Source organism: Pseudomonas sp. 21615526 (assembly GCF_013386245.1).
Taxonomy (GTDB): domain Bacteria; phylum Pseudomonadota; class Gammaproteobacteria; order Pseudomonadales; family Pseudomonadaceae; genus Aquipseudomonas.
The window spans coordinates 1-22,415 of sequence record NZ_JACAOM010000097.1 but is presented as its reverse complement, the minus strand read 5'-3'; the positions used below and the strand labels follow the sequence as shown (position 1 = coordinate 22,415).

Annotated in this window: 24 protein-coding genes and 1 pseudogene; 15 read left to right on the top strand and 10 right to left on the bottom strand. The window is 58.6% G+C overall.

Translation table 11 applies throughout. The annotated features are described in order from the left end of the window. Nucleotides 1–5 precede the first annotated feature (5 nt). The 10 genes from iolD to HX786_RS24665 all read left to right on the top strand — a co-directional run bounded on the left by iolD (nucleotide 6) and on the right by HX786_RS24665 (nucleotide 12,078). The gene (gene iolD / locus HX786_RS24710; RefSeq protein WP_087694124.1) at nucleotides 6–1,937 is read left to right on the top strand and encodes a 3D-(3,5/4)-trihydroxycyclohexane-1,2-dione acylhydrolase (decyclizing); all 1,932 of its coding nucleotides are present in this window, start codon (nucleotides 6–8) and stop codon (nucleotides 1,935–1,937) included. A 19-nt stretch (nucleotides 1,938–1,956) separates the two neighbouring features. Then, on the top strand, nucleotides 1,957–2,967 hold the full coding sequence (locus HX786_RS24705) for a Gfo/Idh/MocA family protein (protein ID WP_008437157.1): 1,011 nt from the start codon (nucleotides 1,957–1,959) through the stop codon (nucleotides 2,965–2,967). Nucleotides 2,968–3,127: 160 nt separating this feature from the next. After that, nucleotides 3,128–3,988, top strand: a complete 861-nt coding sequence (locus HX786_RS24700; RefSeq protein WP_003214697.1) for a sugar phosphate isomerase/epimerase family protein — start codon at nucleotides 3,128–3,130, stop codon at nucleotides 3,986–3,988. Between the two features lie 131 nt (nucleotides 3,989–4,119). Then, nucleotides 4,120–5,160, top strand: coding sequence for a Gfo/Idh/MocA family oxidoreductase (locus HX786_RS24695; protein WP_178912717.1), 1,041 nt, complete (start codon nucleotides 4,120–4,122; stop codon nucleotides 5,158–5,160). Between the two features lie 365 nt (nucleotides 5,161–5,525). Continuing rightward, on the top strand, nucleotides 5,526–6,461 hold the full coding sequence (locus tag HX786_RS24690; protein ID WP_003214701.1) for a sugar ABC transporter substrate-binding protein: 936 nt from the start codon (nucleotides 5,526–5,528) through the stop codon (nucleotides 6,459–6,461). A gap of 63 nt (nucleotides 6,462–6,524) precedes the next feature. Further along, nucleotides 6,525–8,078, top strand: a complete 1,554-nt coding sequence (locus HX786_RS24685) for a sugar ABC transporter ATP-binding protein (RefSeq protein WP_008437161.1) — start codon at nucleotides 6,525–6,527, stop codon at nucleotides 8,076–8,078. A 59-nt stretch (nucleotides 8,079–8,137) separates the two neighbouring features. Beyond that, a complete protein-coding gene (locus HX786_RS24680; RefSeq protein ID WP_003214704.1) occupies nucleotides 8,138–9,175 on the top strand; it encodes an ABC transporter permease in 1,038 nt (345 codons plus the stop codon). Between the two features lie 402 nt (nucleotides 9,176–9,577). Then, complete coding sequence (locus HX786_RS24675) at nucleotides 9,578–9,982, top strand: TraR/DksA C4-type zinc finger protein (protein ID WP_003214706.1); 405 nt, start codon at nucleotides 9,578–9,580, stop codon at nucleotides 9,980–9,982. Between the two features lie 97 nt (nucleotides 9,983–10,079). Next, a complete protein-coding gene (locus tag HX786_RS24670; protein ID WP_372847385.1) occupies nucleotides 10,080–11,750 on the top strand; it encodes a methyl-accepting chemotaxis protein in 1,671 nt (556 codons plus the stop codon). A 124-nt stretch (nucleotides 11,751–11,874) separates the two neighbouring features. Next, complete coding sequence (locus HX786_RS24665; RefSeq protein ID WP_003214710.1) at nucleotides 11,875–12,078, top strand: hypothetical protein; 204 nt, start codon at nucleotides 11,875–11,877, stop codon at nucleotides 12,076–12,078. Nucleotides 12,079–12,082: 4 nt separating this feature from the next. Here HX786_RS24665 and HX786_RS24660 read toward each other — a convergent pair whose 3' ends face one another. The 3 genes from HX786_RS24660 to HX786_RS24650 all read right to left on the bottom strand — a co-directional run bounded on the left by HX786_RS24660 (nucleotide 12,083) and on the right by HX786_RS24650 (nucleotide 13,029). After that, nucleotides 12,083–12,319: a DUF2789 domain-containing protein gene (locus HX786_RS24660; protein ID WP_087694069.1), complete on the bottom strand. Its 237-nt coding sequence runs from the start codon at nucleotides 12,317–12,319 to the stop codon at nucleotides 12,083–12,085. Nucleotides 12,320–12,402: 83 nt separating this feature from the next. Further along, nucleotides 12,403–12,633 (bottom strand): hypothetical protein, encoded by a 231-nt coding sequence (locus HX786_RS24655; protein WP_003214713.1) that lies wholly within the window; start codon nucleotides 12,631–12,633, stop codon nucleotides 12,403–12,405. A gap of 141 nt (nucleotides 12,634–12,774) precedes the next feature. Continuing rightward, nucleotides 12,775–13,029 (bottom strand): hypothetical protein, encoded by a 255-nt coding sequence (locus HX786_RS24650; RefSeq protein WP_177008200.1) that lies wholly within the window; start codon nucleotides 13,027–13,029, stop codon nucleotides 12,775–12,777. Nucleotides 13,030–13,444: 415 nt separating this feature from the next. On the opposite strand from HX786_RS24650, the gene HX786_RS24645 reads away from it, so the two are divergent. The 3 genes from HX786_RS24645 (at nucleotide 13,445) to HX786_RS24635 (ending at nucleotide 15,231) form a co-directional block, all read left to right on the top strand. After that, nucleotides 13,445–13,894 carry a hypothetical protein gene (locus HX786_RS24645; RefSeq protein WP_003214715.1) on the top strand — a complete coding sequence of 150 codons (450 nt, stop codon included), beginning with the start codon at nucleotides 13,445–13,447 and terminating at the stop codon, nucleotides 13,892–13,894. Then, a complete protein-coding gene (locus HX786_RS24640) occupies nucleotides 13,894–14,091 on the top strand; it encodes a hypothetical protein (RefSeq protein WP_178912715.1) in 198 nt (65 codons plus the stop codon). The genes HX786_RS24645 and HX786_RS24640 overlap by 1 nt, the downstream gene beginning before the upstream one ends. A gap of 123 nt (nucleotides 14,092–14,214) precedes the next feature. After that, a complete protein-coding gene (locus HX786_RS24635; RefSeq protein WP_008437166.1) occupies nucleotides 14,215–15,231 on the top strand; it encodes an ABC transporter substrate-binding protein in 1,017 nt (338 codons plus the stop codon). Nucleotides 15,232–15,387: 156 nt separating this feature from the next. Here the strand turns inward: HX786_RS24635 and HX786_RS24630 are convergent, their stop codons facing one another. Then, nucleotides 15,388–17,514 (bottom strand): TonB-dependent siderophore receptor, encoded by a 2,127-nt coding sequence (locus HX786_RS24630; RefSeq protein WP_178912714.1) that lies wholly within the window; start codon nucleotides 17,512–17,514, stop codon nucleotides 15,388–15,390. 95 nt (nucleotides 17,515–17,609) lie between these two features. Beyond that, the gene (locus tag HX786_RS24625) at nucleotides 17,610–17,999 is read right to left on the bottom strand and encodes a DUF2946 domain-containing protein (RefSeq protein WP_003214719.1); all 390 of its coding nucleotides are present in this window, start codon (nucleotides 17,997–17,999) and stop codon (nucleotides 17,610–17,612) included. A 93-nt stretch (nucleotides 18,000–18,092) separates the two neighbouring features. On the opposite strand from HX786_RS24625, the gene HX786_RS24620 reads away from it, so the two are divergent. Next, a complete protein-coding gene (locus HX786_RS24620; RefSeq protein ID WP_003214721.1) occupies nucleotides 18,093–18,530 on the top strand; it encodes a DUF3995 domain-containing protein in 438 nt (145 codons plus the stop codon). Nucleotides 18,531–18,618: 88 nt separating this feature from the next. Here the strand turns inward: HX786_RS24620 and HX786_RS24615 are convergent, their stop codons facing one another. From HX786_RS24615 to HX786_RS24605, 3 genes are read right to left on the bottom strand one after another with little or no spacing between them, the layout of a single operon-like run. Further along, on the bottom strand, nucleotides 18,619–19,077 hold the full coding sequence (locus HX786_RS24615; protein WP_178912713.1) for a hypothetical protein: 459 nt from the start codon (nucleotides 19,075–19,077) through the stop codon (nucleotides 18,619–18,621). Nucleotides 19,078–19,109: 32 nt separating this feature from the next. Beyond that, the gene (locus tag HX786_RS24610) at nucleotides 19,110–19,469 is read right to left on the bottom strand and encodes an Imm50 family immunity protein (protein ID WP_372847395.1); all 360 of its coding nucleotides are present in this window, start codon (nucleotides 19,467–19,469) and stop codon (nucleotides 19,110–19,112) included. A 41-nt stretch (nucleotides 19,470–19,510) separates the two neighbouring features. Beyond that, nucleotides 19,511–19,759 carry an HNH/endonuclease VII fold putative polymorphic toxin gene (locus HX786_RS24605; protein ID WP_178912711.1) on the bottom strand — a complete coding sequence of 83 codons (249 nt, stop codon included), beginning with the start codon at nucleotides 19,757–19,759 and terminating at the stop codon, nucleotides 19,511–19,513. Between the two features lie 45 nt (nucleotides 19,760–19,804). On the opposite strand from HX786_RS24605, the pseudogene HX786_RS24600 reads away from it, so the two are divergent. Further along, nucleotides 19,805–19,933, top strand: a pseudogene (locus HX786_RS24600) (helix-turn-helix domain-containing protein); the annotation flags it as partial. Between the two features lie 91 nt (nucleotides 19,934–20,024). Here HX786_RS24600 and HX786_RS24595 read toward each other — a convergent pair. Next, nucleotides 20,025–20,441 carry a hypothetical protein gene (locus HX786_RS24595; protein WP_003214727.1) on the bottom strand — a complete coding sequence of 139 codons (417 nt, stop codon included), beginning with the start codon at nucleotides 20,439–20,441 and terminating at the stop codon, nucleotides 20,025–20,027. Nucleotides 20,442–20,443: 2 nt separating this feature from the next. Continuing rightward, on the bottom strand, nucleotides 20,444–22,415 hold a 1,972-nt coding region (locus HX786_RS24590; protein WP_178912710.1), incomplete at its 5' end, for an RHS repeat domain-containing protein.

Below are 22,415 nucleotides of genomic sequence, written 5' to 3'. Positions count from 1 at the left end.
ACCTCATGACCACAACCCGATTGACCATGGCCCAGGCCCTGGTGAAGTTTCTGGATAACCAGTACATCGAAGTCGACGGTGTGCAGAGCAAATTTGTCGCGGGCATCTTCACGATTTTCGGCCACGGCAATGTGCTGGGCCTGGGCCAGGCCCTGGAGCAGGACAGCGGCGACCTGGTGGTGCATCAGGGCCGCAACGAACAAGGCATGGCCCACGCGGCGATTGGTTTTGCCAAGCAGCATTTGCGCCGCAAGATCTACGCGTGCTCCTCCTCGGTGGGGCCGGGTGCGGCGAATATGTTGACCGCCGCGGCGACCGCGACCGCCAACCGGATTCCGTTGCTGCTGTTGCCCGGTGATGTCTACGCCAGTCGCCAGCCCGATCCGGTACTGCAACAAATCGAACAGTTCCACGACTTGAGCATCAGCACCAACGACGCGTTTCGTGCGGTCAGCAAATACTGGGACCGCATCAACCGCCCGGAACAGCTGATGACGGCGGCGATCCACGCCATGCGCGTGCTCACCGACCCGGCGGAAACCGGCGCCGTGACCCTGGCCCTGCCGCAGGATGTACAGGGCGAAGCCTGGGATTACCCGGATTACTTCCTGCAAAAACGCGTGCACCGTATCGACCGTCGCCCGGCGACCGAAGCGATGCTGGGGGATGCCGTGGCGGCGTTCAAGGGCAAGCGCAAACCGCTGATCGTGTGTGGCGGCGGGGTCAAATACTCCGGGGCGAATGCCGCGCTGCAAGCCTTTGCCGAACGCTTCGACATTCCTTTCGCGGAAACCCAGGCGGGCAAGAGTGCGGTGGTTTCAAGCCATCCACTGAACCTCGGCGGTCTTGGTGAAACCGGCTGCCTGGCGGCGAACCTGCTGGCACCCGAGGCGGATCTGATCATTGGTATCGGCACGCGCTATACCGATTTCACCACGTCGTCGAAGTCACTGTTCAAGCATCCTGAGGTGCAGTTCCTCAACCTGAATATCAGCCCGTGCGACGCACTGAAACTCGATGGCGTGCAGTTGCTGGCGGATGCCAAGGTTGGCCTGGAAGCACTGGCTGAAGCCTTGGGCGACTACCGTTCCAGCTGGGGGGATCAGCCACGGGATGCCAAGGCGCAATTGGACGTCGAAGTCGACCGCATCTACCAGGCGGAATACCAGACTGAAAACTTCGTCCCTGAAATCAACGACCACATGGACCCGGCGGTGCTGCGTGAGTTTATCGAGCTGACCGGTTCCTGCCTGACCCAAAGCCGCGTACTCGGTGTGCTCAACGAAGCGCTGGCCGACGACGCAATCATCGTCGCCGCTGCCGGCAGCCTGCCGGGTGACTTGCAGCGCAGCTGGCGCAGCAAGGGCGTCAACACCTACCACGTCGAATACGGTTATTCGTGCATGGGCTACGAGGTCAACGCCGCATTGGGCGTGAAGCTGGCCGAGCCCGAGCGCGAGGTGTACGCACTGGTGGGCGACGGTTCGTACATGATGCTGCACTCGGAGCTGGCCACCTCGATCCAGGAGCGGCGCAAGATCAACGTGGTGCTGCTGGACAACATGACCTTCGGCTGCATCAACAATTTGCAGATGGAACACGGCATGGACAGCTTCGGCACCGAGTTCCGCTTCCGCAACCCCGAGACCGGCAAGCTCGACGGCGGTTTTGTGCCGGTGGACTTCGCCATGAGTGCGGCGGCCTATGGTTGCAAGACCTACAAGGTCAACACCGTGGAGCAGTTGCAGGCGGCGCTGGCCGATGCGCGCACGCAAACCGTGTCGACGCTGATTGATATCAAGGTCCTGCCGAAAACCATGATCCACAAATACCTGTCGTGGTGGCGCGTCGGTGTGGCGCAGGTGTCCACCAGCGCGCGCACCGATGCGGTGGCCAAACAACTCAATGAACGCCTGGCCAAGGCCCGGCAGTACTAATAACAAGAGGAGTGTTTTCATGTCTTTGAAGTTGGGTGTTATCGGTACTGGCGCCATCGGCCAGGATCACATTCGTCGCTGCAGCCAGACCTTGCTCAACAGCCAGGTGGTGGCCGTGACCGACATCAACCTTGAGCAGGCGGCCAAGGTCGTCGCTGACCTGAAACTCACCGCCGAGGTGTACCCGGACGGCCATGCGCTGATCAATTCGCCGCAGGTCGAGGCGATCCTGGTGACCTCATGGGGCCCGAGCCACGAAGAATTTGTGTTGGCGGCGATTGCGGCCGGCAAACCCGTGTTCTGCGAGAAGCCGCTGGCGGTGACTGCCGAAGGCTGCCGCAAGATCGTCGAGGCCGAAGTGGCCCACGGCAAGCGCCTGGTGCAGGTGGGTTTCATGCGTCCGTATGACCAAGGCTATCGCGCCTTGAAAGCCGTGATCGACAGCGGCCAGATCGGCGAGCCGCTGATGCTGCACTGTGCCCACCGCAACCCGAGGGTGGGTGAGAACTACAAGACCGACATGGCGATCACCGACACCCTGATCCACGAGCTGGATGTGTTGCGCTGGTTGCTGGCCGATGACTACGTGTCGGTGCAGGTGGTGTTCCCGCGTAAATCGAGCAAGGCGCTGGCGCACTTGCGTGACCCGCAGATCGTGCTGCTGGAAACCGCCAAGGGCACGCGCATCGATGTGGAAGTGTTTGTGAACTGCCAGTACGGCTACGACATCCAGTGCGAAGTGGTGGGGGAGACTGGCATTGCGAAATTGCCGGAGCCGTCCCAGGTGCAGATGCGCAGCGGGGCCAAGCTGTCGAACGCGATCCTTATGGATTGGAAAGACCGGTTCATCGCGGCGTATGACGTTGAGCTGCAGGCGTTTATCGACGGTGTGAGGGCAGGGCAAGTGGGGGGGCCGTCGGCGTGGGATGGTTTTGCCGCGGCGGTGGCGGCGGATGCGTGCATTGAGGCGCAGAACAGTGGGCAGATTGTGAAAGTGGGCCTGCCACCGCGTCCGCATTTCTACGGCTAACCACAATCCTCACTGATGTAACGCAGTCAGTGTGGGAGCGGGCTTGCTCGCGAATGCGGCCTTTCAGTCAACATTTGCATCGACTGACCCACCGCATTCGCGAGCAAGCCCGCTCCCACATTTGACCGAGTTCCTACCTCAGATTCGGGAGATCTCAAGCATGCGCATCGCATTAGACCCCTACATGTACCGCCACCTGCCCCTCGGCCAAATGGTCGACAAGGCCGCCGAGCTCGGCTACCAGCACATCGAACTCTCGCCCCGGGAAGACTTCCTGCCGTTCTACAAGGCCCCCCGGGTCGACCGCGCGCGCATCAAGGAATTTCGCAAGGCCCTGAGCGACGCCGGCGTGCAACTCTCATCCCTGCTGCCCATGTACCACTGGGCCGCCGCCGACGAAGGCCTGCGGGTTGCCGCCGTACGCAACTGGAAGCGCGCGATCCAGATCGCCGTGGAAATGGACTGCGAGCTGGTCAACACCGAATTCACCGGCCAGTCCGACAATCCGTTGGTGTGCGAAAACCAGTTCATGCGCTCCATGGACGAGCTGATGCCGGAGTTCGAGCGCGAAGGCATCAAGCTGGATATCCAGGCGCATCCGTACGACTTCTGCGAGCGCAACAACGAGTCGGTGGACATCATTCGCGGCCTCGACCGCGACTGGATCAACTACCTCTACGCCGCGCCGCACACCTTCTTCTATGACGACGGCAAGGGCGATATCGCCTCGATGCTCAAGTACGCAGGCTCCAAGCTCAGCCACTTGATCATTGCCGACACTTACAACCACCGGGCGTCGTCCAACCTGCGCTACATCGTCAACCCGCCGGGCGTCACCGCCACCGTGCACCAGCACCTGGACATCGGCCAGGGCGAGGTGAACTGGGAGGCGTTTTTCGGCACTCTGCGGGAAATCAAGTTCGACGGCATTGCCACGGTGTCGGTGTTTGCCTGGGAAGACCGGCCGGATGAGTCCAACCGGATGATGCTGGAGCGGGTGACCCGCGAGTTGTGCTGTTAGACCGTTGTGGCTTGCCCTGTGGCGAGGGAGCTTGCTCCCGCTGGGGTGCGAAGCGCCCCCAAAAGCTTGCGACTGCTACGCAGTCGAGCGGGAGCAAGCTCCCTCGCCACAATTAACCAAGGAGTATTTGTATGCGAATCGGACTGGTTGGATACGGCAAAGGCGGCCGTGTATTTCATGCACCCCTGATAGCCAGCCTGCCGGGGGCGACCTTTGTCGGCGTGGTGACACGGTCACCCGAACGTCGCCAGCAACTGGCGACGGATCACCCCGGTGTGAAGGCCTTCGACAGTATCGGGCAGATCACCGAGGCCGGTGTCGACGTGCTGGTGATCTCCACCACCCTCAAGGGCCGTCCGGCCCTGGTGCTGGAGGCCATCGAACACGGTGTGGCGGTGGTCAGCGACAAACCCTTTGCCAGCAATGCCGAACAGGCCCAGGCCTTGATCACCGCCGCCGAGCGCCAGGGCGTGCTGCTCAGCGTCTACCAGAACCGGCGCTGGGATTCGGACTTCCTCACCGTGCGCAAGCTGATCGACGCCGGAGCCCTGGGCACCGTCACCCGCTTTGAATCCCGGGTGGAGCGCTACAACCCGGGCTCGGTGGGCAATGCCAGCGGCGGCGGCTTCCTGCGGGACTTGGGCAGCCACTTGGTGGACCAGGCCATGCAACTGTTCGGCCCGGTGGACCGGGTGTTCGCGCAGTTGCACTACACCGCCGATGAGCGGAGCGTGGACCACGGCTTCTTTGTATCGCTGACCCACGCCAACGGGGTGATTTCACACCTGTGGGGCAGCGCCCTGCAAAACAGCCAGGCCCCGCGGTTTCGGGTGAATGGCACGGCCGGTTGCTACACCATCGAAGGGCTGGATGGCCAGGAAGAGGCGCTGCTGGCCGGCAAGACCCCGAAAACCGAAGGCGAGCACTGGGGCGCTGAAGAACATCGACGCTGGGGCTGGTTCGAGCAGGGGCCGGATCGTGAGCGGGTGCCGTCGGAAAAGGGCCGTTGGAATCAGTTCTACAGTCAGCTGCAAAGCGCGGTGGAAGGCCGCGGCGAGTTGCCGGTGAACGTCCTGGATGCGCTGGCAACCACCCGCGTACTGGACGCCGCGCGCCTGAGTTCAGAGCGCCAGCAGGTAGTGGAAATGGCGGCTATGGAGCCTCATGGATGAAAAATAGAATAAAATTCTAAAACAGGTTGATATGGAAATTATTTTCCAATAAAGTCATTCCAGGTTGCATAAAGTACGTTCGGACTCGATTCGGGCGACTCGACAAAAACAAGATCAAAACAACCAGGTACCGTCAGATGAAAATCTTCAACGCTGTACTGCGAGTTTTACGTCCTGCCCTCCAGCCTCGCGGTCTGCCCCGCGCCCGGCCGTTTTACTTTTCCCTCCTGAATGTCCTGTGCGTCGAAAGCAAGGGTTCCCTGGTGTGCTGCATTCCGGGGGCGCCGATCGTTCGACTGCCGACCGCTTCGCTCTGAAAAACGCAACGTCCACAAAACCAACAAGAAATTGGAGACAGACCGTTCATGAAGACCCCGATCCGTTTTACCGCGCTGGCCCTGTCCATGATGCTCGCCAGTGGTTTCGCCACGGCGGCCGATATCAAGGTGGGCGTGAGCATGTCGGCGTTCGATGACACCTTCCTGACTTACCTGCGCGAGGACATGGACAAGCAAGCCAAGTCCTACCCCAAGGGTGACGGCGTGCAGCTGCAGTTCGAAGACGCCCGCGCCGATGTGGTCAAGCAACTGAGCCAGGTCGAGAACTTTATCAGCCAGAAAGTCGACGCCATCATCGTCAACCCGGTCGACACGGCGTCTACCGCCAATATCAGTAAAGCGGCCCTCGCAGCGGGCATTCCGCTGGTGTACGTCAACCGTCGTCCCGACCAGACGGATCTGCCCAAAGGCATCGTGGCCGTGACCTCCAATGACGTCGAGGCGGGTCGCCTGCAAATGCAGTACATCGCCGAAAAGCTCGGCGGCAAGGGCAAGATCGTGATCCTGCTGGGTGACCTGGCGAACAACTCCACCACCAACCGCACCAAGGGGGTGAAGGAAGTCCTGGCCAAATACCCAGGCATCACCATCGAGCAGGAACAGACCGGCATCTGGCTGCGTGACAAGGGCATGACCCTGGTCAACGACTGGCTGACCCAAGGCCGTGAATTTAACGCGGTGCTGGCCAACAACGACGAGATGGCCATCGGTGCGTCCATGGCGTTGAAGTCGGCGGGCACCAAGCCGGGCACCGTGTTGATCGCCGGGGTGGATGGCACACCGGACGGTTTGAACGCGATTACCAAGGGCGACATGGCCGCGTCGGCGTTCCAGGACGCCAATGGCCAGGCCGTGGGTTCGGTGGAAGCGGCGCGCAAGATGGCCAGGCACGAGCCGGTCGAGCAGAACGTGGTGATCCCGTTCAAGCTGATCACCCCGGACAACGTCAAAGACTTCAAGTAGCCCTTAATAACAACAATAAACCGGCAGGGCAGCCACGGCGGCCCTGCTGACGGAGTACCCGATATGTTTGCTCAAGCGACTGCTTCCCAGCCTCCCGGTATCCAGCCCTTGGTACTGGAAGAACCCTATCTGCTGGAGATCTCCAACATCAGCAAAGGCTTTCCCGGCGTCGTGGCCCTGGCCGATGTACAGCTGCGGGTGCGCCCCGGCTCGGTGCTGGCGCTGATGGGCGAGAACGGCGCGGGCAAGTCGACACTGATGAAGATCATCGCCGGCATCTATCAGCCCGACGCCGGTGAAATCCGCTTGCGTGGCAAGCCGATCAAATTCGAAACACCGCTGGCAGCGCAGAAGGCCGGGATCGCGATGATCCACCAGGAACTCAACCTGATGCCGCACATGAGCATCGCCGAGAACATCTGGATCGGTCGCGAACAGCTCAACGGCCTGCACATGGTCAACCATCGGGAAATGCACCGCTGCACCGCCGAACTGCTGGCGCGGCTGCGGATCAACCTCGACCCGGAGGAACACGTCGGCAACCTGAGCATTGCCGAGCGGCAGATGGTCGAGATTGCCAAGGCGGTGTCCTATGACTCCGACATCCTGATCATGGATGAACCGACCTCCGCCATTACCGACAAGGAAGTGGCCCACCTGTTCTCGATCATTGCCGACCTCAAGTCCCAGGGCAAAGGCATCATCTACATCACCCATAAAATGAACGAAGTATTCGCCATCGCCGATGAAGTTGCGGTGTTCCGCGATGGCGCCTATATCGGCCTGCAGCGGGCCGACAGCATGGACAGCGACAGCCTGATCTCGATGATGGTGGGACGTGAGCTGAGCCAGCTGTTCCCGGTGCGCGACAAGCCCATCGGCAATCTGCTGCTGTCGGTGCGCGACCTGCGCCTGGATGGGGTATTCCAGGGCGTGTCGTTCGACCTGCATGCCGGGGAAATTCTCGGTATCGCCGGGCTGATGGGCTCCGGGCGGACCAATGTGGCCGAAACCATTTTCGGCATCACCCCAAGCTCCGGCGGCGAGATCCAGTTGGACGGCAAGACCGTGCGCATCACCGACCCGCACATGGCCATCGAGAAGGGCTTCGCGCTGCTGACCGAAGACCGCAAGCTCAGCGGCCTGTTCCCCTGCCTGTCGGTGCTGGAAAACATGGAGATGGCTGTGCTGCCGCATTACTCCGGCAATGGCTTTATCCAGCAAAAAGCCCTGCGTGCCCTGTGCGAAGACATGTGCACCAAGCTGCGGGTGAAAACCCCGTCGCTGGAGCAGTGCATCGACACCTTGTCCGGTGGCAACCAGCAAAAAGCCCTGTTGGCCCGCTGGCTGATGACCAACCCACGGCTGCTGATCCTCGACGAACCCACTCGCGGTATCGACGTGGGCGCCAAGGCCGAGATCTACCGGCTGATTTCCTACCTGGCCAGCGAAGGCATGGCGGTGATCATGATTTCCTCGGAGCTGCCCGAGGTGCTGGGCATGAGCGACCGGGTGATGGTGATGCACGAAGGCGACCTGATGGGCACCCTGGACCGCGCGGATGCGACCCAGGAAAAAGTCATGCAACTGGCTTCCGGTATGACGGCGGTCCACTAACGAACAGACGGCGCCGGCCCGTTGTGGCCGGCGCAACGCGATAAAAAAGGTGAGTGGTTATGAACGCGATACTGGAAAGCAAACCCGAGGAAAAGAAGCCCGCTGCGGCGCCGGTCAAGCACCGTCGACGCATGCCCACCGAGCTGAGCATCCTGCTGGTGCTGATTGGCATCGGCCTGGTGTTTGAGTTGTTCGGCTGGATCGTGCGCGACCAGAGCTTCCTGATGAACTCCCAGCGCCTTGTATTGATGATCCTGCAAGTTTCGATCATCGGCCTGCTGGCGATTGGCGTGACCCAGGTGATCATCACCACCGGTATCGATTTGTCCTCGGGCTCGGTGCTGGCGTTGTCGGCGATGATCGCCGCCAGCCTGGCGCAGACTTCCGACTTTTCCCGTGCGGTGTTTCCGTCATTGACTGACCTGCCGGTGTGGATACCGGTGGCGATGGGCCTGGGCGTGGGGCTGCTGGCGGGGGCGATCAACGGCAGTATCATTGCGGTCACCGGGATTCCACCGTTTATTGCGACCCTCGGCATGATGGTCTCGGCCCGTGGCCTGGCGCGTTACTACACCGAAGGCCAGCCGGTGAGCATGCTCTCGGACTCCTACACGGCCATCGGCCACGGCGCGATGCCGGTGGTGATCTTCCTGGTGGTGGCGGTGATCTTCCATATCGCCCTGCGCTACACCAAGTACGGCAAGTACACCTACGCCATCGGCGGCAACATGCAGGCGGCGCGCACCTCGGGCATCAACGTCAAGCGCCACCTGATCATCGTCTACAGCATCGCCGGCCTGCTGGCAGGCCTGGCCGGTGTAGTGGCGTCGGCACGGGCGGCCACCGGGCAGGCGGGCATGGGCATGTCCTATGAGCTGGACGCGATTGCCGCTGCGGTGATCGGCGGTACCAGCCTGGCGGGCGGGGTAGGGCGCATCACCGGCACCGTGATCGGCGCGTTGATCCTCGGCGTGATGGCCAGCGGGTTTACCTTCGTCGGCGTGGATGCCTACATCCAGGACATCATCAAGGGCCTGATCATCGTGGTGGCGGTGGTGATCGACCAGTATCGCAACAAGCGCAAACTCAAGCGCTGACACGTTCCTCAAGGCCGCATCGGTCAAAATGTGGGAGCGGGCTTGCTCGCGAAGACGGTGTATCAGTTAAACATTCAGTGACTGACACACTGCCTTCGCGAGCAAGCCCGCTCCCACATTTAACCGTTTGTCTTCTATATAGCTCCACAACACTGAATTTCTTGCTATAAACGCACTCCGATGACCATTCGCCGAGCCCGTCCTGGTGCCTTTGCGGGTTATCTTGGAAAAAATGCCTGTCATTTCAGTTGCTGAGCCCTCAAGTCGGCCTTAGACTGCCGCCCCTCGTAAATTGAGTGCCGGGTGGCGCTTGAAATGGACGGCGCCTTTCCGAGACCTGCAGAGGTCGGCCGGAACGCTCCCTTATTCGCCTTAATGCACGTATTTTTTATAGAGAAATCAATGACAAAGGAAAAGTTGCTGGCCATGCCGGCGGATGACTACATGAATGCCGAGCAGCACGCTTTTTTCGAGAAGTTGTTGCAGGACATGAAAGTGGAACACCACGAGCGCATCGAGCAGAACCGCATCGCCATTGAAAGCCTGGACACCCCGGCAGACCCGGCCGACGCTGCTTCTGTCGAAGAAGAGCGCACCTGGCTGGTGAACGCCATCGACCGCGACCAGCGCATGCTGCCGCAACTTGAGCAGGCCCTGGGCCGTATCAAGGAAGACTCCTTCGGCTGGTGCGACGACAGCGGCGAGCCTATCGGCCTCAAGCGCCTGCTGATCAGCCCGACCACCAAGTACTGCATCGAAGCGCAAGAACGCCACGAGCAAATCGACAAGCACCAGCGTCAAGCCTGATGCGGTGAACTGCTGGAGCCGGGTTACCCGGTTCCCAGCAGAAAACAGCCGTTTCCCCCCGTTTATTGATCTGCTGCAAGCCCCCCACTAAAGGCCCATGGATAATGGCCACATAGTGGCGTCTAATGCAGTCACAATAACGACAAGCAGTGGGGTAACGAACATGGCTGGAGACGGATCTCTCATGGGCGCAGCAGTGTCACCACCCGTGGTGGCGCGACAGTTGCCCGGCTGGTTGACGCCGCTCTTGCAAAGTACCGCCCTGGTGCTGTTGCTGCTGGGCCTGGCGTTCGCCCAACTCTCGATTTACCTGTGCCTGCCGGTGGCCCTGCTACTGATCTGGCTACCTCGCCTGACACATCGCACCCCCAGCGTTGCCGCGTCCGAAGCCACCGATGCGATCGGCGAGCTGACCCGCGACCTGTCCTACACCACCAGCCATAACGCACTGTCTGCTGCCGGCGTGGCCTATTCGGTCAAGCAACTGGCGGCCAGGCTGCAATCTCAATTGGGCGCGGCGAAGCAGATCGTCAGCAGTGCCGAAGTGATGATCGGCACCGAGCAGATCACCTCGCAACTGAGCCGCCAGGCCCTCGGTGCGGCCAGCCAGGCCCATCAGCGCAGTACCGAAGGGCGCGAGGTGCTGGCGCAGTCCATCACCCGTATGCACCAGCTCAGCCAGCGCGCCAACGACAGCCGTCAATTGATCGAGGCCTTGAGCCAGCGCAGCGAAGAAATCCAGCGCGTCACCCTGGTGATCCAGTCGATCGCCAGCCAGACCAACCTGCTGGCCTTGAACGCGGCGATTGAAGCGGCTCGGGCCGGTGAGCATGGGCGCGGGTTTGCGGTGGTCGCCGACGAGGTGCGTGGCCTGGCAGGGCGAACCGCCACGGCGACCGATGAAGTCGGGGTGATGGTGGCGGATATCCAGCAGCGTACCGCCCAGGTGGTGGAGCAGATCCGGCAATTGTCGGCCGATCTGCAATCCGGTGTAGAGCAGGTGGAGCACGCCGGCGAGCAACTGGACAGCATTGCCAGCCTGGCAGCTGATGTCGAAGGCCAGGTCAATGAAATCGCCCAGGGCACCGACACCAACCGGGCCCAACTCGACAGCCTGTTCCATGCGGTGGAGCAGATGCGCAGCGATTTGACCGTCAGCGACCAGCAGACCCAACAGTTGGCTGCCGCCGCCGTACAAATGGAAGGCCAGGCCGAAACCATCAGTGAACGCCTCGCCGAGGTCGGCCTGGACGACTACCACCAGCGCATCTATGACCTGGCACGCGAAGGCGCGAGCCGCATTGCCGCGCAGTTTGAAGCCGACGTCCTGCAAAACCGCATCAGCCTCGATGACCTGTTCGACCGCAGCTATACCGCCATTCCCAACACGCGGCCAAGCAAGTACCACACGCGTTTTGACGGCTACACCGACCAGGTGCTGCCGGCCATCCAGGAAGCCCTGTTGCCCCGGCATGAGGGCCTGGTATTCGCCATCGCCTGCACGCCACAGGGTTATGTGCCAACCCACAACAAGGTGTTCTCCCAAGCGTTGACCGGCGATGCCCAAGTGGACGCGGTACAAAATCGTACCAAGCGCAAGTTTGAAGACCGCACGGGAATCCGCTGCGGCAGCCACCAGCAGGCGGTGTTGTTGCAGACCTACACTCGCGATACCGGGGAGTTGATGCACGATCTGTCGGTGCCGATCACGGTCAATGGCCGGCATTGGGGTGGCTTGCGCCTGGGCTACAAACCCGAGGGGCGCTGATTCAGCGGGGGATTGTTGCAGGTTATGCAAGGGAGCTATTCCGGGGATAGCTTTTTCCAACTGGAAGAAAACCGTAGCATGGCAAACATTGTTAGCCAGCTAACTAATTTTCCGGAGGCGCTCCATGCAAACCAAAGTCGACGTGGCTGTGATGATTGGCAGTGGCGTACCGCCCACCCTGCGTGCACTGGGGCAAAAGGCCTGTTGGGTAGTGTTGCTCAATGGCGAGCAGCGCGGCACGGCGTTCGCCAGCCGCGATGAGGCTGAAGAGTGCAGGGCTGCCTGGGAGGCGCTGTTGCACCTGGAGCAGTCAGACAGCCTGCATTGAAGGCTCAGGGTTGCTGGTGCAGGCGCTGGTTCAGCTCATCGACCGCAATTGCCCAGACTGCGTCTTCACGCAGTTCATCTTTAAGAAATTGGGCTTGTTGCGGTGACCAGAAATCCGCGTCAATCAGCTTTACGTCATTGGGCAGGGTGTGTTTGCCGATAAAGGCGTCAATCGCCTCGGGGGACGATTCCAGTCCAAGTTGTTCAAACAGGTCTTCGAGGGTGTAGGTCTGCGCTTCCATATCGTTCTCCATGCGGGCTGATCATCGTATGCATGGGAGGGTTGTTGCGGGACAGAGTTCGATCGGATTGTCGCGCCGGGTAATCAGGAGGTCAGCGCGCCGGAATCAACGGCGGCCTTAAGGGCTTTTGCGGCTTCCTTGGCAGCCGTGTTGGCAGCGTCTACGGTTTTGAACCAGCGGTCCTTTTCTACCTGGTGAGTCGTCACGGTGGTCAGGGGAGCCTTGGCCCGCATCACAATCACGGCCTGGAACTCACCGTCTACTTCCCTGGCTTCGCCATGGATGAAAAATTCGCCAATATCAAATTCCGTCACGTATAGCCTTCCCTTGGAGGTAATTGCGCTGATGAAACCTGAACCGCAAGGGCACAAATCTCAATGGACGGACCAGTATGGCAGTTGTTACGCGCTGGCGGCGCAGTAAAGTCAACCAGATGACGAAACGCCAGCCGCGCCTCAGCCGTGTGGCGCTTGCAGGATGGCTTCCAGCTGTCGGGCCAGTTCGCAGGCCTGGCTATGGCCGCTGCGAAAACCTTTGATCCGCCCACTGGGCACTTCAAGGATATGGAAAAAGTTTCTCCCGGCGGGGACTACCCGATAGAGCGCCGAATGCAGGCAACTGTCGTGGGTGTATAGGGAGTAGAATTCCCCGTCATCGATAAAAGATGAACCTGTGTTCGAAGGTGTGGCAATCGGTTGAGGTCGTTGCATAATCAGCTCCTGTCGATCGACATTGCGTACCCGCTCGCAGTATTTCGAGTGGTTTTGACCTGTGTTGCTGTTTTAGTATTGTCGTCAGTGTCCGGCGTCCGGTTCCATCCAAAGCATTAGTTTCTGTGTTGGATGTCGGAAACTGCATTTTTTAAAGGGTTATTGTCTGAAGTGGGTCGGCCAGTATTCTCTGGTCGTTAAACCTGTGATTTCCTGCAACGCCTGGCGACCTGCGTAAGGTGCGTCGGGCACGCCTGTACTAGTCTCATGGCCTGGCAGCGTGATCTTCTTCAGTTTTTATCAGTGGATTTGTTGTGTGATCGTGCCGTTTCCGGCCGTTTTTTTGTGCTGCCCGCTTGGGCGGACAGCACCCTTTTGATGTGGGGGCGTTTCCTTGGCAGTCAGTAATCTGGATATGCACGCGTTATTCGTGCTGGGTGATTTGCGCGCAAAGTTGGTCAAGCAGTTTCAATCCCGTTTCGTCTACGTCACTGAGCAGACACCTGAAGGTATCTATATCGCCGAGATCGATACCGAAGCGGCACTGGTGGTAGACGACAAACCGCGCCTGGAACTCAAGGTCGGTGATCATTTCCGGGCCGCTGTATTGCCCAGCCGCGAAGGCGGCAAGTTCGAACTGAAGTTTCGCGATATCAAGTTGACGGTGTATGGCCTGGGCGATTACGCCTTTGTGTCCTCGGCCGAAGGCCAGGGCATCGTGTTCAAGGAAGGCCACAGCGTGATGCTGGTGTTTGCCGCCAATGAGCAATTGGTAGAAGGCCTGACCAAGACCCTGAAGGCCGTCACCGGCAAGGCCGCCAAATGGCGCAAGGGTGAACTCGTGACCTTCAAGGCCAGCGAGTAATGAGCCAGGGTAGGGCGCAGTTCCACGAGCACCACCTGCTCGATGCCCAAGCCACGGCGGCTCAATTGTTTGCCCGCAAGGCCGAGTTACAGGGCGCCTGGTTGAGCTGGGTCGCCGGCCAACTGTATGAACTCAAGCCCGCCGAATTCGCCAGCATGGTGCGCCGCGAGTTGCAGCGGCTGAACAATCCTGCGTAAAAACCGGCAACCTGCCATGTTCCCCGGAACCTCTACTACAGTTGAGTTGACTTAAGTATTCAGAGGCTTCGCGGTGTTACAGCAAAGCCATTCGCGATTGCTGTAAGGCATGAGGTGCAAAGCATGAAAGGAATTCGAGCACTGTTGGCAGCCTCACTGACGACCCTGAGTCTGTCGGTGGCGTCGCTGCCGGTATCAGCGGCCCAGGCGCCGATTCATTTTGCCGACCTGAACTGGGAAAGCGGCAGCCTGATCACCGAGGTGCTGCGGGTGATTGTCGAAAAGGGCTATGACTTGCCCACCGACACCTTGCCCGGCACCACCATCACCCTGGAAACCGCCCTGGCGAAAAACGACATCCAGGTGATCGGCGAAGAATGGGCCGGCCGCAGCCCGGTGTGGGTCAAGGCCGAGGCCGAAGGCAAAGTGGTGGGCCTTGGGGATATCGTCAAGGGCGCCACTGAAGGCTGGTGGGTGCCGGAGTACGTGGTCAAGGGCGACCCGGCCAAAGGCATCAAGCCCCTCGCGCCGGACCTGCGCAGCGTGAAGGATCTGGCGCGCTACAAGGACGTGTTCAAGGACCCGGAAGCACCGAGCAAGGGCCGTTTCCTCAACAGCCCGATTGGCTGGACCTCGGAAGTGGTCAACAAGCAAAAGCTCAAGGCCTATGGGCTTGACGACAGCTATGTGAATTTCCGCAGTGGTTCGGGTGCTGCGCTGGATGCCGAGATTGCTTCCTCGATCCGTCGGGGCAAGCCGGTGCTGTTCTATTACTGGTCGCCTACACCGTTGATGGGGCGCTACAAGCTGATCCAGCTGGAAGAGCCACCATTTGATGCCGAGGCGTGGAAAACGCTGACCGATGCAGACAATCCTGACCCGAAACCTACACGTTCCCTGGCCTCCAAGCTGAGCATCGGAGTGTCCACGCCGTTCCAGAAGGAGCATCCGCAGATCGCCGAGTTCTTTGCCAAGGTCGACTTTCCGATCGAGCCGCTGAACAAGGCGCTGGCCGAAATGAGCGAGAAGCACAGCCAGCCGCGAGAGGTCGCCCAGGCATTTCTCAAGGATCATCCGGAAGTCTGGAAGGCGTGGCTGACTGAGGATGTGGCGCAGAAGGTCGAAGCCAGCCTGAAGTAACACCGATATAACAGCCCGATTGCGATCAAAAATGTGGGAGCGGGCTTGCTCGCGAAAGCGGTTTTTCAGCCAACATTTGTATTGACTGACTCACCGCTTTCGCGAGCAAGCCCGCTCCCACACTGACCTCATTCTTGCCTTGAAACTTGCTGCGCTTTAGAACTTCGTCTGCACCGCCAGCTCAAACGTCCTCGGCGACCCCAGGTAATACGCCGGCGACACATGGGCAAACTCGGCATACACCTCATTGGTCAGGTTGCGCACCCGGCCCGTCACGGAGGTGTGTTGATCCACCTTGTAAGTCAAAAACGTCCCGAACAAGGTATAGGCCGGCACCGTCAGGGTGTTGGCGTTATCGGCGTACACCGACGCCACATACCGCGCATCCACACCTCCCTGCCAATCCTCCGCAAAGTCATAGGTCAGCCACAGATTACCCACCTGCCTGGGCACATTGGTCGGCGTATTGCCCTTGCGCGACACCACGGCACCGCTGGCGGTTTTCTCGTTGAAGTCCTCGTATTCGGCATCGACCCACGCATAGTTGCCCTCCAGCAATAGCTTGGGCGTGACCCGCAACGAACTGGCCAGCTCGATACCCTTGGACGTCTGCGCGCCCACCGGAATGCTATTGGTCGGGTCCAGCGGGTCGGTGACGGCGAAGTCCTTGCGCTCGATCCGGTAGGCGGCCACCGTGGCGGAGCCGCGACCGTCGAGGTAATCGAACTTGCTGCCCACTTCCCATTGCTTGCCGGTGGACACGTCGAACACCTGGGTGGTGGTGCTCGGCTGTTCGGCGGCGGTGCTGTATTGCACGTAGACATTGGCTTGTGGAATGAACTGATACGTCAGGCCGATGCGCCCGGTCACCGGTTCCCAACTGCGCTTGACGTGCCGGGGATTGCTGGCGGTGATGTCCCGGTGGTTGGTGACCTCAAGGTCAATCGCGTCGTAGCGCAGCCCAGTGAGCAGCGACAGTTTGTCGGTCAGACCCAGGCGGTTTTCGACAAACAACGCCTTGGTGGTGACGGCGTTGGTTTTGTCCGGGTCGAAGCCGGGCTTGGTGCCGGGAAGATCATAGAAATGCCCCGGATCGTAGTTGTTCGGGTCCACCGTGTTTTTGGCGGATACGTTCAACGGGTTGTTGGTGGTGCTGTTGACCTTGTACTCAAAGCCGCCCGACCAGGTCGTGCTCAAGCCGAAGAATGTGTCGTCATGGCGCAGCTCGAACTGGTTGCCGTTCTGCTCACCCTGATGCCGCACCTGATAGGCCGTCGAGCGATTCACCGCGCTGTTATCGGCGTTGTACTGGTAGGTTTCCAGGTTGCGATAGTCGCGCTGGCTGTCGAGGTGATAGAGGGTATTTTTCAGCGTGGTGCTGTCATTGATCCGGTAGTCGATGATCGAGCGCACCCAGATCGTGCGTTGCTCATAACGACCGTCGGCCACGTTGTAGTTGTTGAAGCGGTTGTGTTTGTCGATCTTCAACTCGCCCGACTTCGGGTTGAGCACCGGTGTGCCCCAGTAGGGGCTGTCCTCGTGTTCGTCCTGATATTCGAGGGCCAGGGTGTGGGACAGGTTCGGGGTGAAATCACTCAGCAGGGAAAACGCCACGCTCCAGGCATCGCGCTGTTGGCGATCGATATAGGTGTGGTTGGTGTTGCGGCTTACGTCCAGGCGCGCGTAATGCTGGACATCGGCGCCCGGCTCGGTCAGGGCGTGGTTCAGGCCGAAGGCCATTCCGGCAGTGTCGTAGCTGCCATAGGTGAGCTGACCTTCGGCGGCCTGTTCCTCACGGGTGGCCAGCTTGGTCACGTAGTTCAGCGAACCACCGACGGAGCCGGCGCCGTTGATCAGCGAGGAGGGCCCGCCCACCAGTTCGACCCGGTCATAAATCCACGCATCCACGGGGCGAGCCAGGCCGCCGGACACCGCGACGCCATTGAACATCTGGGTAATCTGGCTGCTGGTAAACCCTCGATAGGAAATGAAACCGCCAAACCCCGGCGGCGCGCTGGCGTTGACCCCGGGCAGGGTATTGGCCGCGTCCTGGAAGGTCTTGGCGCCTCGGCGCTCGATGTCATTGCGGTTGGCAATGCTGATGGACGCCGGGGTTTCCCGCACGCTCAGCCCCAGGCGCGAGGCCATGCCACTGGACTGATCCAGGGCCAGGCCGGCATCACCGGTTTGCTCGCCATCAATGGTGGTCGGTGCCAGCTCAATCGCCCAGGTGCTGACAGGCAGGCAGCCGAACAGGCCCGCCAAAAGGGGTAAATGTTTCATGGTTGAATCCTGAAAAACTTGGCTTGAAAACAACCCAGTGCCGTCCGCACTCCCGGGGGAGGCAGCCGCGTGGGCCAATCAGAAAAGCGCAGGTATCAGGCGAAGGCGGGCGGGGCGCGCGGATTAGCCGCAGGCCAGGTGAAGCGGGCAGGGATGTCGGCACTGGCAACGATGGCGGGCGGCGGCGCATGGGGTTGCGGAAGCACCGCCACGTTGAGGCTGGAGTTGAGCGCCGGGCCCATGCCGCCGGTGGAGCACAGCGGGCAACCGAAGGCTTTCGAGAGCGTGGGCAGGGATTCATCGGTGGACTTGTAAGGCGCCGGCGCCTGGGTGCGCGGGTCCACCGTACAGAACTGGCCGCCGATGCCGTTGAGCTGCATCCCGACCATTTGCCCGTGGCCGATGCTGCAGGCGAACACATTGAACAGGACGCAGCAGTAGAGCATCCAGGCAATGAGCGAGCGGTCGGTACGGGCGAGTTTCATGGGGCGGCACTTTACCATCAGCCGCCGACGAATTGCCTGCAAAAAATCTCAAGAGGGCTATCCTCTCTCGGACTTTTCCAAGGATATCCAGCCATGAGCTTTTTAGTCGCGCGATGGATCGTCGGGGTTTTTGGCTTTATCAGCCTGGTGCATTTGTACTGGGCGGCCGGCGGCAAATTGGGTGTGACGGCGGCTATTCCGCAGCTGCCGGGTGAATTCGCCAGCGGGCCGCGACCGGCGTTCAAGCCGTCGGCACTGGGAACGTTGCTGGTGGGTGTGGGGTTGGTGGCGATTGCGGTGCTGGTGTGTTTGCGGGCCGGGCTGTATTTCGAGCCGGTGTCCAACCATGCGTTGCAGTGGGGGATTAGTGCAGTAGCACTGGTGATGTTTGCCCGGGCGATTGGGGATTCAGAGCTGGTGGGTTTTTTCAAGAAGGTCGGCGGGTCGCGGTTTGCGCGGCTGGATACATTTTTTTACTCGCCGCTATGTTTGGTGTTGGGGGCGGGGTTGTTGGTGGTGGCGTGGAGTTGAGGGGGAGTGTTTACCGCGAAAGAGTGAGTTTTACGCTGGGTAAACTCGAATGTTCGCCTGGCGACAGCTGGTCAGGGGGTGAGCAGGGTCAAGGATTCAGGAAGTATAGGTTGGACATGGAGTCAGTGATTTTTTGTGCTTTTCCTTGCGCTACATAATTATTGAATTCTAGTTTGAGAGTGTTCTGGTTGGTGTACTTTTTGTACCGGTGTGGTAATTCGCATGCGTAAATGTAAAGCCGCCATGGGTCGAAGCCGTCCACTCTTTCGTCTGGGCCATAGTCGAAATCGATACATACTCCGGAAAAATCGACTCTGCAGCCAATTCCGTGTAGTTCGTAGGAGATGTTGTCAGTGATCCTCCCGCGTTGCGGGATTTCTTTGCTGCGCCATAGCTGGAGTATGTTTTTTGTTCCGAACGTTTGTTCAAGTAAAATGGTCGCCTTTTCGACTTGAGTGAGGTACTCATGAATTAGGGTTTCTAGATTTTGTTTTTTTATGTTGTCAAATTTGTGATAAGGCGCTGTTTTTGGTTTTGTATTTAGCATCGTAGTCGTTTCTGTTGCTAGCTAGATCCTTACTAATAGCATGCTGATTCAGGGGCACTTGTATAGACCGATGGGCCGCAAAGCGAAGGATGTTTAGTTTTGAGTTCGATCAAAGACTTAGATGATTGAGCACGAACCAAAAAATAGCTTTCATGCTTTTCGATGGTGAGTTTCATTTTTTGAGTGCTGGGTATATTTTTTATTAGTACGTCGCTAAGGCCGCCGCAACTCAACCCTAATCTGCAAGTGTTGAATCCTGCTGTAACCCATTTTAAAGGTGGATTGTCAGGGACTTCAGAAATGTCAAATGCTATGTGGATGTGTGAGTGATCGTTATTGATGTCTACTGAGAATAAAGTGATTTCTCCAATGGGTATGGGGGTAGTGAACACTTTGTTGAATAAAATGCTTCCGTCAAAATCGTTCCAGAATTTCACTTTTTCACCTCGAAGTAGTAGTGATCGTATGCGCCAGGCAGTTTTCCAGTTCGAGTATTGCTGATTGGGCGCAGATTGAAATGTGCGCCTTGATCACCTATACCGCCAGGTGCCCCAAACGTGTGTCCGGCACTATGTTCTTGAATTACAACTTTTGAACCGTCGTTGCGAGTGTACTCATACTCTCTAGTAAGGATAACTTTTCCTTTTTCGTCAAGGATCTCGTTGTTCTGCAAGTCTTTCATTCTGATATGTCTGAACTGCTTGATTTGGCCGGTCTCTGCATCAGTGAGTCGATTACGTCGATTGCGTATAAATGGGGGTTTACGGATTCGGCGCACTTTAGTCGCTCGTTCAAGAAGCAGTTTGAAGTGTCGCCGAAGGATTTTCGGGCTGGGCGGTTGCATCAGGTGGGATAGGGGGGGCAGGCATTTCATTGACGTACACAGCTCAACTGTGGGAGCTGGCTTGCCTGCGATGTCGATTTGGTAGGCGCTAAAAATATTAGAACTACCAAGTAGACCGATCCTCAACGCTCGCTTTTTGAAGTTCCTCCTCCCAATCATTGCTCGCTAATCTATAAATCTCTTCAAAAAAAACTCGCGGCTCATCTATCTCTGTTTCATCCCAAGCCATTGTTATATGTTTGTCGTGATCGCTTTCAAATTCTTTTGAAAAATCAGTACTGGGGTTTTCAAGTGCCTTTTTCAGAACGGAAATTAAAACAAGTCGGTGTCTGTAAGTTAAATATTCAAGATCTTTTAAAATAAATGACTTGATGATTTTTTCTCGATCCTCAGGGTCGTTAGGGTTGTATTGCCAAAGTACTTCGCCTTTAGTTTCTTCTTGATCATATATCGAAAGCGCTCCCAGTATGTGAGAGAGCTTTGGCTCATAGGGTGCATCTATAAATGGGACCTTTAACATTGTTATCTCACAGGGAATGCGGTAAAGGGGCGGCTGACGTTGTTTTTGTCAAACCGGACTTCGGCTTTGTTCATATTTTCCGAATATTTTGGATTTTGTTTGTCTTTACTATTCGGCCTGTATCCATGTCCTGCTCTTGGTAACTCCATAACGACTACTGGGTTGCCTTCATTGTCAAAACCTGTAGATGAAGGATTTTTACCCTGCATCTTATACAAAGCTTTATTGATTGCATGAAGCTGCACTTTCCAACTTTTAAATTGAGAGCTTGAACTTATTTTTCCTTTTTTGCCATTGGTTGGGTTAGTTCCATCTATCGCACGTTGCTTCATAGCCCTGCCCGGTATTTCTGGTCCATGCTTGACTACAGTATGCATGTCGTATTTCTTTTCAAATTCTAATACCCGCCTTTTTGCATTTGCCTCCGTTAGCTCGTCAATTTTTGTCCGGCGCTCGGCTTGCGTTTGTTTGGGTAGAGGCGGCTCGCTGTCATCAACTTTCGCAGTCGGTTTTTCTACGCCTGCACTTGGTTTACACCCATCCCCTCCCGGACAGGTACTTAACCCCAACGGATCCACCCACCCCGTCGGGTTGGGCACGTACTGGTATCCGTTCAGCCCGCCCGCCAGTTTCACCGGATCGGGCGTCAGGTAGCGGCCAATATCCGGATTGTAGTAGCGATGTCGGTTGTAGTGCAGCCCGCTTTCCGGGTCGAAGTACTGGCCCTGGAAGCGCAGCGGGTTGGTAACGGTGTTGACGTCCAGCTTCGCGATTTGGCCGTAGGCGCGGTAGTGCGCGGACCAGACGATTTCGCCGTCGGAGGCGGTGAGTTCTTGTGGGGTGCCCAGGTGGTCGAGTTGGTAGTGGAAGGGTTTTGCGTCTTCCGGGCCGTAGCCTTTCAGCAGCGCTAATGGGCGAAAGCTGTTGGGTTCATAGATATAGCTTTGGTGGTGATCAGCACTGTGTTCGGCAATCAGCGTGTCGCCTTGCCAGAAGAACTCGGTGGTTTGGCTTTTTATCGTTTTGGCAATACGCCGACTAAACGGGTCGTAGCGATAGCTGGCCTGGGTGCCGTCCGGTTGGGTGACGCTGATCAGTCGGTGCTGGCAGTCGTAACTGTATTCGGTAACTAACTGCTGCGCCCGACCCCGGCGTTCCCGCAGGAGGTTGCCGAAAGCGTCGTAGTCGTAATGGCGGTCACCTTGCATCAACAGGCGATTGCCTTTGACGACGCTCGGACCGACGCGGTCTTGCATCAGCAGGTTGCCCGCCGGGTCGTGGACGAAGCGTTCCTGCAGGTCGTGCGAGTGGTTGGCGCGGGTCAGGCGGTCGAGTGGGTCGTAGTGGTAGTCGTGCTGGCCTTTTCGAGTGTCGAGGATGCGGGTGAGGTTGCCGCGTTTGTCGTAGTTGTATTGGCGGCGCTGGTGGCGTTGTTCCTGTTGGGTGATGGCGTGGGCGTGCAGGCGGCCCTGGTCGTCGTAGTGGTAGTGGCTGAGGAGTTGGCCTTGCTGGCGCTGATGTTCGCGGCCGGATTTGAACAGGTGCGAGGTGAGCAGGTTGCCGTTGAGTTCGATGGTGGCGAGGTCGCCGCCTTTTTCGTGGTGGAAAGCGAGGCGGTTGTTGTCGGGCAGGCGCAGGTAGTTAAGTTGCCCGCATTCGTCGTAGCGGTAGCGCAACGTGCCCCAGCCCTGGTGTTCGGCGGTGAGGCGGTTTTGCAGGTCGTATTCGTAATGCAGCGGCCAGTGGCCGTCGTCGACGCTGATAAGGTTGCCGAGGCGGTCGTAGGTGTAATCGACAATGCTGCGGTCGGGCAGGGTTTTTCTTACCAGGCGACCGGCGCTGTCCCGCTGATAGCCAGTAACCAACTGACTGCCGTCATCGCCGTATTCGGTCTTTTCCAGCAGATGCCCGGCGAGGTCGTAGACATAGGCAGTACGCCGGCCATCAAACCCGGTTTCCTGCTGGATCAGGCCG

Excerpts from the sequence above, each read along its gene's own strand:
- iolD (WP_087694124.1), top strand. The coding sequence starts at position 6 with ATGACCACAACCCGATTGACCATGGCCCAGGCCCTGGTGAAGTTTCTG.
- HX786_RS24705 (WP_008437157.1), top strand. The coding sequence starts at position 1,957 with ATGTCTTTGAAGTTGGGTGTTATCGGTACTGGCGCCATCGGCCAGGAT.
- HX786_RS24700 (WP_003214697.1), top strand. The coding sequence starts at position 3,128 with ATGCGCATCGCATTAGACCCCTACATGTACCGCCACCTGCCCCTCGGC.
- HX786_RS24695 (WP_178912717.1), top strand. The coding sequence starts at position 4,120 with ATGCGAATCGGACTGGTTGGATACGGCAAAGGCGGCCGTGTATTTCAT.
- HX786_RS24690 (WP_003214701.1), top strand. The coding sequence starts at position 5,526 with ATGAAGACCCCGATCCGTTTTACCGCGCTGGCCCTGTCCATGATGCTC.
- HX786_RS24685 (WP_008437161.1), top strand. The coding sequence starts at position 6,525 with ATGTTTGCTCAAGCGACTGCTTCCCAGCCTCCCGGTATCCAGCCCTTG.
- HX786_RS24680 (WP_003214704.1), top strand. The coding sequence starts at position 8,138 with ATGAACGCGATACTGGAAAGCAAACCCGAGGAAAAGAAGCCCGCTGCG.
- HX786_RS24675 (WP_003214706.1), top strand. The coding sequence starts at position 9,578 with ATGACAAAGGAAAAGTTGCTGGCCATGCCGGCGGATGACTACATGAAT.
- HX786_RS24670 (WP_372847385.1), top strand. The coding sequence starts at position 10,080 with ATGGATAATGGCCACATAGTGGCGTCTAATGCAGTCACAATAACGACA.
- HX786_RS24665 (WP_003214710.1), top strand. The coding sequence starts at position 11,875 with ATGCAAACCAAAGTCGACGTGGCTGTGATGATTGGCAGTGGCGTACCG.
- HX786_RS24660 (WP_087694069.1), bottom strand. The coding sequence starts at position 12,319 with ATGGAAGCGCAGACCTACACCCTCGAAGACCTGTTTGAACAACTTGGA.
- HX786_RS24650 (WP_177008200.1), bottom strand. The coding sequence starts at position 13,029 with ATGCAACGACCTCAACCGATTGCCACACCTTCGAACACAGGTTCATCT.
- HX786_RS24645 (WP_003214715.1), top strand. The coding sequence starts at position 13,445 with ATGCACGCGTTATTCGTGCTGGGTGATTTGCGCGCAAAGTTGGTCAAG.
- HX786_RS24640 (WP_178912715.1), top strand. The coding sequence starts at position 13,894 with ATGAGCCAGGGTAGGGCGCAGTTCCACGAGCACCACCTGCTCGATGCC.
- HX786_RS24635 (WP_008437166.1), top strand. The coding sequence starts at position 14,215 with ATGAAAGGAATTCGAGCACTGTTGGCAGCCTCACTGACGACCCTGAGT.
- HX786_RS24630 (WP_178912714.1), bottom strand. The coding sequence starts at position 17,514 with ATGAAACATTTACCCCTTTTGGCGGGCCTGTTCGGCTGCCTGCCTGTC.
- HX786_RS24625 (WP_003214719.1), bottom strand. The coding sequence starts at position 17,999 with ATGAAACTCGCCCGTACCGACCGCTCGCTCATTGCCTGGATGCTCTAC.
- HX786_RS24620 (WP_003214721.1), top strand. The coding sequence starts at position 18,093 with ATGAGCTTTTTAGTCGCGCGATGGATCGTCGGGGTTTTTGGCTTTATC.
- HX786_RS24615 (WP_178912713.1), bottom strand. The coding sequence starts at position 19,077 with ATGCTAAATACAAAACCAAAAACAGCGCCTTATCACAAATTTGACAAC.
- HX786_RS24605 (WP_178912711.1), bottom strand. The coding sequence starts at position 19,759 with ATGAAAGACTTGCAGAACAACGAGATCCTTGACGAAAAAGGAAAAGTT.
- HX786_RS24595 (WP_003214727.1), bottom strand. The coding sequence starts at position 20,441 with ATGTTAAAGGTCCCATTTATAGATGCACCCTATGAGCCAAAGCTCTCT.